At 50.3% G+C, this 13,280-nt stretch carries 10 protein-coding genes and 1 rRNA gene; 4 read left to right on the plus strand and 7 right to left on the minus strand.

Features of this window, described 5'->3' with window-relative positions:
• Positions 1–407 (minus strand): 16S ribosomal RNA (locus ACQKE4_RS10090); the annotation flags it as partial.
• Positions 408–831: 424 nt separating this feature from the next.
• Here ACQKE4_RS10090 and ACQKE4_RS10095 point away from each other — a divergent pair.
• Positions 832–1,023 (plus strand): hypothetical protein, encoded by a 192-nt coding sequence (locus ACQKE4_RS10095; RefSeq protein ID WP_427388194.1) that lies wholly within the window; start codon positions 832–834, stop codon positions 1,021–1,023.
• The gene (locus ACQKE4_RS10100; protein ID WP_427388195.1) at positions 1,001–1,819 is read left to right on the plus strand and encodes a cytochrome-c peroxidase; all 819 of its coding nucleotides are present in this window, start codon (positions 1,001–1,003) and stop codon (positions 1,817–1,819) included. Before ACQKE4_RS10095 ends, ACQKE4_RS10100 begins: the two co-directional genes overlap by 23 nt.
• Positions 1,820–1,896: 77 nt before the next feature.
• Here ACQKE4_RS10100 and ACQKE4_RS10105 read toward each other — a convergent pair whose 3' ends face one another.
• The 6 genes from ACQKE4_RS10105 to ACQKE4_RS10130 all read right to left on the minus strand — a co-directional run bounded on the left by ACQKE4_RS10105 (position 1,897) and on the right by ACQKE4_RS10130 (position 9,943).
• Complete coding sequence (locus ACQKE4_RS10105) at positions 1,897–2,889, minus strand: adenosine deaminase (protein WP_427388196.1); 993 nt, start codon at positions 2,887–2,889, stop codon at positions 1,897–1,899.
• Between the two features lie 25 nt (positions 2,890–2,914).
• On the minus strand, positions 2,915–4,621 hold the full coding sequence (gene cydC / locus ACQKE4_RS10110; RefSeq protein WP_427388197.1) for a thiol reductant ABC exporter subunit CydC: 1,707 nt from the start codon (positions 4,619–4,621) through the stop codon (positions 2,915–2,917).
• Positions 4,618–6,288 (minus strand): thiol reductant ABC exporter subunit CydD, encoded by a 1,671-nt coding sequence (gene cydD, locus ACQKE4_RS10115; RefSeq protein ID WP_427388198.1) that lies wholly within the window; start codon positions 6,286–6,288, stop codon positions 4,618–4,620. The genes cydC and cydD overlap by 4 nt, the downstream gene beginning before the upstream one ends.
• Positions 6,289–6,292: 4 nt before the next feature.
• Positions 6,293–7,294, minus strand: coding sequence for a cytochrome d ubiquinol oxidase subunit II (gene cydB / locus ACQKE4_RS10120; RefSeq protein ID WP_427388289.1), 1,002 nt, complete (start codon positions 7,292–7,294; stop codon positions 6,293–6,295).
• Between the two features lie 8 nt (positions 7,295–7,302).
• Positions 7,303–8,718, minus strand: coding sequence for a cytochrome ubiquinol oxidase subunit I (locus ACQKE4_RS10125; protein WP_427388199.1), 1,416 nt, complete (start codon positions 8,716–8,718; stop codon positions 7,303–7,305).
• 247 nt (positions 8,719–8,965) lie between these two features.
• Positions 8,966–9,943 carry a calcium/sodium antiporter gene (locus ACQKE4_RS10130; RefSeq protein WP_427388201.1) on the minus strand — a complete coding sequence of 326 codons (978 nt, stop codon included), beginning with the start codon at positions 9,941–9,943 and terminating at the stop codon, positions 8,966–8,968.
• 304 nt (positions 9,944–10,247) lie between these two features.
• On the opposite strand from ACQKE4_RS10130, the gene ACQKE4_RS10135 reads away from it, so the two are divergent.
• Together ACQKE4_RS10135 and pqiB are read left to right on the plus strand one after the other, a co-directional pair.
• On the plus strand, positions 10,248–11,597 hold the full coding sequence (locus tag ACQKE4_RS10135; RefSeq protein WP_427388290.1) for a PqiA/YebS family transporter subunit: 1,350 nt from the start codon (positions 10,248–10,250) through the stop codon (positions 11,595–11,597).
• Positions 11,590–13,275: an intermembrane transport protein PqiB gene (gene pqiB, locus ACQKE4_RS10140; RefSeq protein ID WP_427388203.1), complete on the plus strand. Its 1,686-nt coding sequence runs from the start codon at positions 11,590–11,592 to the stop codon at positions 13,273–13,275. Before ACQKE4_RS10135 ends, pqiB begins: the two co-directional genes overlap by 8 nt.
• Positions 13,276–13,280: the final 5 nt, after the last annotated feature.

Here is a 13,280-nt window from a genome sequence, read left to right on the forward strand (position 1 = left end):
GGCCTTCTTCACACACGCGGCATGGCTGGATCAGGGTTGCCCCCATTGTCCAATATTCCCCACTGCTGCCTCCCGTAGGAGTTCGGGCCGTGTCTCAGTCCCGATGTGGCTGATCATCCTCTCAGACCAGCTACGGATCGTCGCCTTGGTGAGCCGTTACCTCACCAACTAGCTAATCCGACATAGGCTCATCCCGTAGCGGGAGCCGAAGCCCCCTTTCTCCCGTAGGACGTATGCGGTATTAGCCTGGGTTTCCCCAGGTTATCCCCCACTACCGGGCAGATTCCTATGCATTACTCACCCGTCCGCCGCTCGTCAGCATCCCGAAGGACCTGTTACCGCTCGACTTGCATGTGTTAGGCCTGCCGCCAGCGTTCAATCTGAGCCATGATCAAACTCTTCAGTTTAAAATCATTGTGATCCTTACTCGCTTTCTAAAGACTCGCCGAAGACAGCAAAAGCGGATCAAACTTGGCTCAAGGTTCAAACGAATTCATTTCAATTTACATTGCCATGACCGCTTGCCTTGATATTGGGTGACTTGTCACCGCATCAGCAAGCGCCCACATGAATTACCTGATCAAATTGTTAAAGAGCTAGTCGCTGAGGCCGTGCCCCGTTGACTTGTGGCGTATACTACCCGAATTCCTGGCGGGGTCAATAACGAATTGAATATTTATCGACAAAACTCGTTAAGAATTAACACTCCCTCAGTAAAGCCTACTTTGCAACCCAATTATTGATCCAGGACAAAGTGGCTACTCCTCTCTCCCGTAAGCTAATCAATAAGCGGTTTCAAACCGTGGACTGTAAAAGCAAGGGAGAATAATCATGACCATAAAAGCTACATCATTAGCCTTACTGGCAACGGGTAGCGTACTTGCCTCCAGCATCGCTATTGCTGACGATGGGCTAGAAAACTATCGCAACCGCTTCGAAGCCTTACCCTATTTACCTCCTATCCCAGCGGATAATTCGCTGACAGATGAGAAAGTAGAGCTTGGAAACATGCTGTTTTTTTGAACCTCGGATTTCATCCAGTGGAGTTATCAGCTGTGCCACGTGCCACAACCCTGCGCTTGGCTGGGCCGATCGCATTCCGCGCGCGGTGGGTCACGATGGTCAGGTTGGTGAGCGCAACACACCGACCGTATTGAATAGTGGTTTTTTGGGGTCGCAGTTTTGGGATGGTCGCGAGCCTGACTTAGAAGGCCAGGCATTAGGACCGATTCAAGCTCCGGTAGAAATGGCCATGGAGCTGGATCTAGCAATAGAAAGGCTAGTGGGGTTCGAGCTTTATCAGGAAAAATTCAGCGAAGCTTATCCTGATCAAGAAAACCCCATCACTGACGATAATTTGGCACACGCGTTAGCCTCTTTCCAACGCACGCTTAATACTCCCAACTCGCCCTTTGACCGCTACCTGCATGGCGATTTAGACGCCATCAGCCAAGCAGCGAAAAACGGCATGGTGGCCTTCGTAGACAATGGGTGTATTGCTTGCCACCGAGGACCTGCGCTTACCGATAGCCAATTCCATGCTATTCAAGTCCCAGGCTCAACCGATTTAGGCCGCTACATCGTTACCGAAGAAGAGGGTGACAAATATCGTTTTAGAACGCCCACACTACGCAATGTCGCAGTGACCTACCCTTATATGAATAATGGCGCGACAGAAACGCTAGAGGAGGCCGTCGCCATTATGGGCCAAGAGATGCTTGGACGAGAGTTCGATGATGAAACCATTGACGATATCACTGCATTCTTACACACACTAACCGGGGCAATGCCTGACTTTGAAGTGCCTGCATTGCCATAAAGTAGCGCAACAAAACAGCGGCACCGTTAACCAAGGGCCGCCTGGTTTACTAGGCGGCATGCACGTTTTTAGCGTGTTTATAGTGAAACTAAGCGTGCCAAAAGTTCTTCTCGACGCTCGGGAGTGGTGAAAGCCTCCTCAATAGCATTCTGCGTTAGTTGACGAAATACAGACTCATCCCAGCTAAATGCTTCTGCGCATGCGGTATGGTTAGCCAGCATTCCACCACCAAAGTAAGCCGGGTCATCCGAACTAATGGTCACCTTAAGCCCTTCTCTCAAAAGCTGGGGCAAGGGGTGGTCACGCAGATCCTCTACCACTTTAAGGCTTACGTTAGATAGTGGGCAGACCGTTAGGACTATCTGCTCCCTGCGCAAGCGCTCAACCACTGCGTCACTTTCCAAACAGCGCACACCATGATCGATGCGCTGCACACCCAATTCGTCCAAGGCCTCTTTAATATATTCAGCAGGGCCCTCTTCGCCGGCATGGGCAACGCATACTAGCCCGAGCTGTTTAGCGCGCTTAAATACCTCGACAAACTTTACCGGTGGATTATTTTGTTCCGCGCTATCCAACCCAATGGCATCCAGCATCTTCCAGCAAGGTGCAGCTTGTTCAAGCACGTGCAACGCTTCCTCTGCGGGGCGATCACGCAGAAAAGCCATAATCATACCGATAGAAAGATCGAGCGTTGCTTCTGCCTCTTGCTTGGCTTTTAGCAGCCCGCTCATAACTACCTCTAACGGCACGCCCCGCTGCAGGTGCGCCTGAGGGTCAAAATGCATGTCGATATGCACAACGCCCTCCTCTCTAGCGCGTTTGAAATAGTCCATGGCCAGGTCATAGAAGTCCTCTTCTTGGCAAAGCACACTCATACCCTGGAAATAAAGATTTAAGAACCCCTGTAGATCATCAAAGTGATAAGCATTTTTGGCTTCTTGCACAGTCGCGTAAGGCAGTTCAATTCCGTTACGTTGCGCCAGCGCAAACATTAACTCGGGCTCAAGCGAACCCTCAATGTGCAAGTGGAGCTCTACTTTAGGAAGGTTGCGTAAAAAATCATTCATAGTGGGCTCCTAACCGTGAGATCAATTAATCAAGTAAACATTGACTCAGTTTACCGGCATCAAGGTGCCAGTGATACTCAATGCCAGGAGGTCGGACTAATGAGCTAATTTGATGAACAAAATAGATGACCGTTCGACTCGCGAGCCATTGATCTAATGATATGGCAATGTGTTTAGCCGTTGTCTCATCGATACCTGCGAATGGCTCATCAAGCAGCACTACCTTGGGATTACGTAACATTAAGCGTGCTAACGCGACACGCCTAGCTTGACCACCTGAAAGCTGCTGCCCTTTCTCACCCACTGCTGTATTTAAGCCTTTCGGTAATTGCTGTACCCAGCTATCCAACGCGACGGCTCGCAGTACTTCCCATAACATGTGATCACTAGCAGAAGGGTTAGCGATACGCAGATTCTCAGCCAAAGAGCTGTCAAAGAGATCCACTTGTTGAGTGAGTACCGCAAAATGTTCCGCACGACTTTGCGATGAAAGCCGCCATGGTGCCACGCCCCCTACTATCACCTGTCCTTGAGACGCTATAAGCCGGCCAATCAATACGCTAACTAAAGAAGACTTGCCCGCACCCGACTTGCCAGTAATAACCGCGCGCCTCCCCTCCTGCAGTCGAAAAGTGACATTACTTAATGCAGGCTGCAGAGCCTGAGGATAGTGCATCGTCAGCTCCGTAACGTTAATGGCCAAGCCTGATTCTTCCGGCAGACTCGGCGGTGTTTCAGTTGATAATGAGTCACCCGTTAATTTATTTAAGCGTTGCACCGCAGCGTAGCTAGCGCCTAGCTTTATAAAGCTACTGGGTAGCGCGAGGAAAACTTCATTTACACCTAAAGCAATTAACACCACCATGACCACGATAGGCGCTGCTACCAACTGCTGAGAAAATACTAGGCTGGCTAGCCACAGCACCGCTACCACCAATAAACCGGTCACGCTACTTACTAGACAGTTAATTAATGCCGTCTTACGTCCCAACCGCTGCTGATTGACAAGCGCTTGCTGCTCCTGAGTAGCAACAAGGCCACGATGCCACGGGGCGCTTTGATAACTCATTAATTCTGCTGAGGCCTGTACCTGATCGACCACTAGGTGGCGTAAGGATTGTTGATCAACTGTTTGTTGGTAGCTTTGAGCAAATCCCCAGTTAGCAGTAAACAGCGTCACCGTTAACCATAGCAAAAGCAGCGTTATCGCTATTATTACGGCCACGTTTGGCAACCAGAACGCTACAAAAACCACAACTACCAACACACTGAGCAGTGCTACCAGCGGTGGCATGAGAATACGCAGATAAAAATTATCCAGCGTATCGATATCAGCAGTTAATCGGCTCAACCAGTCACTGGCACGCTGACGACGCAAACTGGCATCATCAAGGCGTGTTAAAGAACCGAACACCCGATAGCGTAAGTCAGCAAGCAGCGTTAACACTGTGTTGTGGTTATAGAGCCTCTCGATATAACGCGCCACAGTACGCAGCAAGGCAAAAAAACGAATACCACCGCCAGGAACATAAACGTCTAAACGCGCTGGAATGCCCGCTGCCAAAGCTAAACCCGTCAGTGCACTCGCGGTAATAAACCATCCCGATAGCCCGAGCAAGGCAAGGCCTGCCAAGAGTGTTATCCAAACAAGAAGCGCACCCACAAGAAAGCGCTGACGACGCCGTACCAGCAATTGCAGCCAAGGAAGAAAGTCACGAAAAACAGTCATCATTTGGCCACCTCTGCTAACTCACCCTTTTCAAAAATAAAATGGCGCTGTGCTGCGGAGATCACCGCCGGGTGATGGGTAGCAATGACTAACGTACGACCGTCATTTGCCAGCTCAAGCAATGCAGCGATTACAAGCTGCTCAGTGTCATGATCCAAACTTGCGGTAGGTTCATCCAGTAATACCAAAGGAGCTTTGCTTAGATAAACACGTGCAAGCGCAAGGCGCTGGGCCTGCCCGCCGGATAAACCTATACCGCGTTCCCCAATCAGGGTATTTAAACCGTCAGGTAATTGTGCCAAAAGAGGCGCAAAACCAGAGTGATGCAGCGCTGCCAGCATCTCCTCTTCAGACGCGTGCGGTGCTGCCAAGCGAAGATTATCGGCCAAGCTACCGTGCAACAAACAAGGCTGCTGATCCAACCAAGCCGATTGGCTATTTGCCTGCCGACGGTACTCTCCACTGCTTGGCTGAATAAAGCCGGCAAGCAGTGCCAGCAATGTAGATTTCCCACTACCGGACGCACCACTGATAGCCACAATCTCACCCTTCTCAATCGTAAGGTCTATAGGGCCTATTACATGGCCGCGTCCAGGGTAAGCAACACTGGCACCTGCCAGTTCAATCACTGCCGAGGCGTCATGAGGCCCCAAATGTTCTTGAACAATCAAATCAGGCTCATTGAGTATATTAACGATACTCTCCGCCGCCCCCAATGCCGCAGCGCGATCATGATAATGCTGAGAAAGCGTGCGCAGTGGCTGGAAAAACTCAGGAGCAAGCAGCAGGACGGCAAGGCCTGAAAAAAGAGTCAGTGCAGGAGAGGGACCGTATTCAATATAACCGAGCAGCCCAAAGCCGACATACATCGCCACTACCGCAATCGCTACCGAGGCGAAGAACTCAAGTACTGCAGAAGAGAGAAACGCCAGCCTCAGTGTACGCATACTGAGCCGTCGATATTCATCCGTGGCATACCAGACATCACGTTGAGCAGTTGTGGTATGTCCAAAGAGCTGTAACGTAGCCATCCCCCGCACCCGGTCAATAAAGTGCGCAGATAGCCTTGATACCGCTACAAACTGGTCGCGATTAAGCCGCTCGGCCCCCATGCCTACTAGGGCCATAAAAAGTGGAATAAGCGGGGCAGACAGCAACAAAAATAAGGCGACTAAATAATCCAGCCAGCCCACCACCATTAAAATTAATAGCGGTAAGCAAAGCGTCATACGTAGCTGGGTATAAAAGCGCGCAAAGTACCCTTCTAACGCGTCAATATGCTCCACCACCTGATTCGCCAATGCGCCACTGTGTCGACTCGTTAGCCAGATAGGGCCTAATTCTGCCAGCTTATCTAGTACCTGAGCCCTGGCACGTTGGCGAATACGCAAGCTGGCTTCCAAACTAAGCGTTTCATGACCCCACTGAAAAGCAGCGCGTAACAACACACAGCTTGCCAGCAGGGCAAAAATGGGCAGTAACGCCAATGGTGAGCGGGACTCCACAACTATCTGTTGAATCAGCCATGCCAACCCCACCACCAGCGTAATAGTTTGGCTGCCCGCAAAAACACCGCAAAGCGACGCACCCACTAAGCGCTTACGCTCACTTTTAGCTAGTTCAGATAACCAACTACGCGGCGTTAAGAGATCATTCTTTTCAGCTACCATCCGCTTAGTGATATCCCTCGCCTACGCGCACTTTGCCGCGGAATACCCAATACGACCATGCGGTGTAAGCCAGAACTATCGGGATAACAAACACAAAGCCGATCAGTAGGAACAGCTGCGATTCAGGCGCAGAAGCGGCATCCCACAGTGTATAGTTCGGAGGCACAATAATAGGCCACTTACTGACAATCAGCCCCAAATACGTAAAGAAGTAAATGCCAATAGTGGCAATAAAGGGCACACCCTCGCGGCGTTTTTGCACAGAGCGATATACAATGAAAGCACACGCTAGAGCTAAGAAAGGGAAGACCCAAATTAATTGTATGTGGCCAAACCAACGCTCCCATACTATCGGGTTCACAAACGGCGTCCATATGCTAATAATTCCAAAAACCAACAGCACAAGAGCCAGTAACATAGGCGTGATTTTATAAGCCCAGTCTTGAATATGGCCTTCTGATTTAAGTATCAGCCAAGTAGCCCCCAATAATGCGTAACCAGCCATTAAACCAAGACCGGTTAATATCGAGAAAGGCGTCAGCCAATCAAACGCGCCGCCAACGTAGGCAAAATTTTCGACAGGAAACCCTTGGATATAAGCACCCACCACCGCCCCCTGGGCAAAAGCAGCAACTGCTGACCCCCAGCAGAACGCCCTGTTCCACCAGTGGCGATTACGTCTCGACTTGAAGCGCAGCTCAAATGCAACGCCACGGAATACCAACCCCGCCAACATCAAGAAAACGCCAATGTATAAAGCGGGTAAAAACACTGAATAGACTAACGGAAAAGCCCCTAATAGGCCGGCACCGCTGAGCACTAACCAGGTCTCATTGCCATCCCATATCGGCGCAACCGAGTTCATCATCACATCTCGGGAGTCTTCATCAGGGGCAAAGGGATAGAGAATCCCCAACCCCAAATCAAACCCATCCATCAGCACATACATCATAATGCCGAAGCCAATAATGAACGCCCAAATTAACGTTAAATCAAACATTTCCATGTTCATTTTTAGCTCCTTACCGGGTCAACATCATCGTCAAAAGGAGTATGCGCTGCAGACATCGGCCGCATTGGACGTTTAAAGTTCTCACCTGTGGTTTCACGCTCTTCTACAGGTAACATACCGTTCCGCACTACCCGCGTTAGATAATACACACCCGCGTAGAACACCACGCCGTAGACCAGGATGTAGCCAATCAGGGTAAATAGTGCCATTGGGCCGGTCAGTGAGGGCGTCAAGCCCTCTGCATGGGTCATCATTCCATACACCAACCAAGGTGAGCGGCCCGACTCAGTGACCACCCATCCCGCCAAGACAGCGACGAAGGGCATCGCAATCATGCCGACCAATGATTTTAGAAATAGCGGTTGTTTATAGATATTGCCTTTGCGGCGTAAAATCAGCCCTGTAAGCGCCACTGTAATCATTAAAAGTCCAATCCCCACCATGACCCGGAAAGCCCAAAATACAATCCAGACCGGTGGCTGCTCTTCAGGTGCAGCTTCGCTAATGCCTGGTATTTCACCGTCAGGCGAGTGCGTCAAAATGATGCTCGCCAAGTTGGGAATACCAAAGGCAAAACGGTTGGCTTGCGCCTCTTGATCGGGCATCGCAAATAACAGCAGCGGCACATTCGTCGACGTTTCCCAGTGCCCTTCCATTGCGGCAACTTTGGTTGGCTGATACTCCAATGTATTTAAACCGTGGAAGTCACCGATCACGGCTTGCAGAGGCGCTAAAAATAGCAGCAGCCAAAGGCACATTGAAAGCGCACGGCGATTAGCTTCAGGGTCGCGGTCGCGCAGCAGGTACCACGCACTAACCCCCGCCACTACAAAACCGCCAGTTAAGAAAGAGGCAACCGCCATGTGGGCGAAACGATATGGGAAAGAGGGATTAAAAATTGCCTCGCTCCATGATGTTACATGAAAGCGAAAATCAATAAGTTCAACACCGGCGGGGGTATGCAACCAACTGTTTGCCGATAGAATCCAGAAGGCCGATATAAAGGTGCCTATCGCCACCATAATGGCTGCAAACAAGTGAACACCTTGAGGAACTTTACCGCGGCCAAACAGCAATACACCCAAAAAAGCCGCCTCTAGGAAAAAGGCGGTAACCACCTCATAACTAAGCATGGGGCCTAAGAAGTTTGAGGATGCTTGGGAAAAGTTACTCCAGTTAGTACCAAACTGAAATGACATAACGATGCCAGACACCACCCCCATCCCGAAGACAACGGCGAATACCCTGGTCCAAAAGAGAGCCAAGCGATCCCAGGCAGGATTCTCGGTCTTAAAAAACAACCCATGAAGTAACGCTATGTAAGAAGCCAAGCCAATGGTAAAAACAGGGAAAATCGCATGAAACGACACAACGAATGCAAACTGCAATCGCGATAGCACAAGGGGATCAAGTTCCATTTCACTCTCCTAAGACTGAATAGGTTTCCCATCAATGGGTTAACACAAGCTTAGTCGAGCCTTTTCGGCACCGCACTTTTAGTTATAAGCACTAAGCTTATTTCTTAATACTGCTCTTAAATTGCTGCAACCATGCCAAGTTGGACAGCCATAATATAATAGTAGCCAAGCGTCTAAGATGTGTCGCATTGACGCATAGCGCACCATAGTAGTGCGCTATGACATGGCCATCATTTCAACATAATGACTATCTGGACATGAGTACGATGCTCACCATATAGCCCGTATAAGCAATAAATAGAGCTAACAGTACGCCCCCTTCCAGGCGGTTAATACGCCGTGGACAGCCACGCCAGGAGAACGCAAAAATAATCATCAACAGCGTCATTCCTGTCATGACACTCCAGTCGCGAACTAATACTTCACGACCGGCTTCAATGGGTGCAATCACACCAGCCAGGCCAACCACTGCCAGGCTATTGAACAAATTCGAACCCACCACATTGCCTAGCACCAGATCATGCTCTTTACGACGCAGCGCGCTAATAGAAGAAGCGAGTTCCGGCAGCGATGTCCCTATAGCTACTACAGTTAATCCGATAATTAAGTCACTCACCCCGAAACGCAAAGCAATTTCAACAGCGCCCCAGACCAGTAAGCGAGAACTTGCAATCAAAAATACCAAACCTACTAATGTCCACATTATAGATTTACCACGGGACATAGGTTTGCTATCCAAGGTTTCAGCAACCTCAGCTTCCAGCGCATCCGCTGGCTGATTACGTGAGCGCAAAATGCTAACAATAATAAACACCACCAGCGCAAGTAATAGACATATAGCCTCCCAGCGCGCCACGAATCCATCCAGGAGCATTAAACCGGTAGCCAGCATAACCAGCATTAATAGCGGCATTTCTTTGCGAATAACGCTTGAATGAACAGCAAGTGGCGAAATAAGCGCTACTAAGCCCAGGATTAAGCCAATATTGGCAATATTCGAACCATAGGCATTACCCACCGCCAAACCTGGATTTCCATCAATGGCTGCCAGTACCGACACCATCATTTCTGGTGCTGAAGTACCAAAGCCAATGACGAGCATGCCAATCAGCAGCGGCGAAAGCCCCAGCCAGCGGGACGTTGCCGCTGCTCCATCAATAAATTTCTCAGCACTCCACACCAGCAAGGCCAAACCAAGCAAGACCGCTAATAAGGGAAGTAACATTTCATTTCCTTCATGGATTAATTCCAGGCACTATTTCTTCTAGGTAAGATTGATTAACCGCGCGGGTGTCGCAATCAACTCATACTATGATGCTTTTCATACACGGCATGTTGTGCACTAACCATTGCACCGCAGCATCGTTATTTAAACGCTCGCTGTGGTCAAGCGCCATTACGAGGTTTTTTTAGACACTATTCAGGCATATAGACTTGCTAAATAGCGCATTTGCCAGCTTAATCCGCCACATCCTAGTAGCTTTACTTAAAACACGCACTGAGAGTTTTGGTTTTTGGCTCAACATCGATTGATCAAACGTCCTAATTTAACGGTCAACACGCCACTCGTTGACCGCTCACCGCCTGAGGTTAGAACTCAGCGGCGGCGCCTGCGCGCCTGCCACGAGTGCGACTGGGTCTCGGCTTTACCACCATTGAACTCTGGTGAAAAAGCCTCCTGTCCTCGCTGCTCGCACGTGCTAGTTAAACGTCACCGCTTTCCGGCGCAGCGAAGCATGGCCTTGGCCATTGCGGCTCTCACCGCCTTGGTGCTGGCAATCTCGTTCCCGTTTATTAGCTTTTCTGTCAGTGGTATTGGTAACCGAATTGAGCTGTCTCAAACGGCCACTACCTTAATTGGCTTTCACCAGCCGCTCGTTGCCATTGCCGTTATAATGACCATTGTCGTGCTTCCCGCGGTTTATTTGCTGGGTGTCATTTGGCTACAATTTGGCCTGCTACGCGACCGCCCCTTGCCCTATAGCAGGGATATCGCCCGCACGTTGGCACACCTAATACCGTGGATGATGGCCGATGTATTTATTATCGGCGCGTTGGTCAGCCTTATTAAAATTGTCGGAATAGCGCAAATTGAATTAGGCATCTCATTTTGGGCGTTTTGCGCTTTTGCCGTACTACTACTGATGACCACGCAATCGATTGACGCTGATTGGATGTGGTTTTCATTGGAGGGAGAACCATTAGCGCCTGAAGGCACTCAAACCGGACGCCCTGCTGCAGAACAAAATCTAACTGGCTGCCCCACCTGTGGGCTTATAAATCGGCTGTCCGACCAAGGCCGAGGATACTGTAGCCGTTGCCATGAAAAACTGCATCAACGCCTACCTCATAGCCTACAGCGCACATGGGCTCTATTGGGCGCGTCGGCGATTATGTATATTCCTGCTAACGTTTATCCCATTATGACCACTACCAGTCTTGGCCACTCCTCCCCCTCAACTATTATTGGCGGTGTTGTTCAGCTCATTCAAATGGGCTCCTGGCCTATTGCAGCAGTTATCTTTATTGCCAGCGTCATTGTACCAGTGGGTAAATTGGTCGCTTTAACATGGCTTTGCATAGTCGTTAGACGGAGTAATGTCTTAAATGCCAATAGCCGTACGCGGCTTTACCGCTTAACGGAATTTATTGGCCGCTGGTCAATGGTCGATGTGTTTGTTGTGGCCATTTTAGTTGCTTTGATTCGCGCGGGTTCATTGATGTCAATTACACCCGGGCCTGCAGCGCTCGCCTTCGGCTGTGTGGTTGTGTTAACCATGTTGGCAGCGATGACTTTTGACCCACGTTTAATTTGGGACTTACCCTTACCCTCTTCTACTAGCCGTAAAACGGCCACCAAGGATATTGTTGATGGCTAACGAAACATTAACGCCGAACACCGACCCATCAGATGAAACTGATTTAAACAAAGCTAAAACATCGCGTCAGACTCGTTTGTCTCCGATTTGGGTGGTTCCTATCGTTGCCATCGCGATTGGCTTATGGCTGGTGTATGACAACTACTCAAGTCGTGGCACGCTGGTAACGCTCACTATGGATAGCGCTGAGGGCATCGAGGCGGGAAACACGTTAATTCGCAGTCGCAATGTCGAAATTGGCCGTGTTCAGACAGTACGCTTGTCTGACGACCTATCCCACGCCGTGATGACTGCACGTATTCAACCAGGCGTGGAAGATATGCTGCGAGAAGACAGCCGCTTCTGGGTAGTTAAGCCTCGCATTGGCCGTGAAGGGATCAGCGGTTTGGGAACAGTATTGTCCGGCGCTTACATACAGCTTGAACCCGGCACGCAAGAAGCCCCTCGTCGGGAATTCCCAGTAAGTGATATTCCGCCTGTCGCGCCCAGCGGCCAAGCGGGGCTGCGCCTTAGCTTAACCAGCCAGCTAGGCAATTCACTACGCGTCGGCGACCCGGTTTCTTATCAAGGTTATACCGTAGGGCGTATTGAAGAGAACCGCTTTGACCCTGCCTCACGCACTATGCAACATCAGGTCTTTATTGAAGAACCCTATACACAGCTCGTTACCGATAGCACACGCTTTTGGACCACCAGTGGTATTGATTTTCGCTTAGGTGCCGATGGCGTGCGTGTCAGCGTTGAGTCTCTAGAAGCGCTACTCGGCGGAGGCGTTACTTTCGGCGTACCTGAAGATTTACCTATGGGACAACCCGTTGAAGCCAATACACGCTTTACGCTGTATGCCGATGAAGACGAGGCACGGGAAGGGACGTTCAATCGCTACTTGGAATATGTGCTACTGGTTGATGAAACGGTACGCGGCTTATCAAGAGGAGCACCCGTTGAATTTCGCGGCGTGCGCATCGGCACTGTCGCTGCCGTACCGTGGAAATTTACCGCTCCTCAGCCTGACTCACGCGCGCGGTTTGCGATTCCCGTACTCATCCGCATAGAGCCTCAGCGGCTCGGTATTGAAAATAGCGACATCGACCTGGGTGAGTGGGAAGCACGCTTCAATCGTATGTTCGGGCTAGGGCTTCGGGCCTCGTTGAAAAGTGGCAGCCTGCTCACGGGCGCCCTGTTTGTAGACTTAAACTTCCAACGTGACCTAGCCGATGAGTATGTACCCGAGCAGTTCTCGGATCTTAACGTATTCCCTACAGTTGCCGGAGGTTTTGCCCAGATACAGGCGCAAGTTACCGATTTATTGGAGAAGCTCAATTCGCTTGAAGTTGAGCCTCTATTAGCCGGACTAGACCGTAATCTGCAGGCTTCGGAAAGCGTGCTTAACGAAGTCCGTGATGTCAGTGCTTCACTTAATCAATTGCTTAGTGACCCGGAGACACAAGCGGTGGGTGGCAACTTAAATGCAACGCTTGATGAGCTACGCAGCACAATGCAAGGTTTATCACCCTCGTCTCCCGCTTATCAGGAGCTAACGAGCGCCATTGAACGCCTGGATCGCTTAATGCGTGACCTACAGCCGCTCACGCGCACACTGAATGAAAACCCAAGGGCACTGCTGTTCGACAACCTAGATGCGCAAGACCCCATCCCGCGTGCGCCACGTGAATAAGGAGC

This window comes from Halomonas sp. NPDC076908 (genome assembly GCF_050269715.1).
GTDB lineage: Bacteria > Pseudomonadota > Gammaproteobacteria > Pseudomonadales > Halomonadaceae > Vreelandella.

Bases quoted from the DNA above. Each gene is read 5' to 3' on its own strand.
- ACQKE4_RS10095 (WP_427388194.1), top strand. From the start codon at position 832: ATGACCATAAAAGCTACATCATTAGCCTTACTGGCAACGGGTAGCGTA.
- ACQKE4_RS10105 (WP_427388196.1), bottom strand. From the start codon at position 2,889: ATGAATGATTTTTTACGCAACCTTCCTAAAGTAGAGCTCCACTTGCAC.
- cydC (WP_427388197.1), bottom strand. From the start codon at position 4,621: ATGATGACTGTTTTTCGTGACTTTCTTCCTTGGCTGCAATTGCTGGTA.
- cydD (WP_427388198.1), bottom strand. From the start codon at position 6,288: ATGGTAGCTGAAAAGAATGATCTCTTAACGCCGCGTAGTTGGTTATCT.
- cydB (WP_427388289.1), bottom strand. From the start codon at position 7,294: ATGGAAATGTTTGATTTAACGTTAATTTGGGCGTTCATTATTGGCTTC.
- ACQKE4_RS10125 (WP_427388199.1), bottom strand. From the start codon at position 8,718: ATGGAACTTGATCCCCTTGTGCTATCGCGATTGCAGTTTGCATTCGTT.
- ACQKE4_RS10130 (WP_427388201.1), bottom strand. From the start codon at position 9,943: ATGTTACTTCCCTTATTAGCGGTCTTGCTTGGTTTGGCCTTGCTGGTG.
- pqiB (WP_427388203.1), top strand. From the start codon at position 11,590: ATGGCTAACGAAACATTAACGCCGAACACCGACCCATCAGATGAAACT.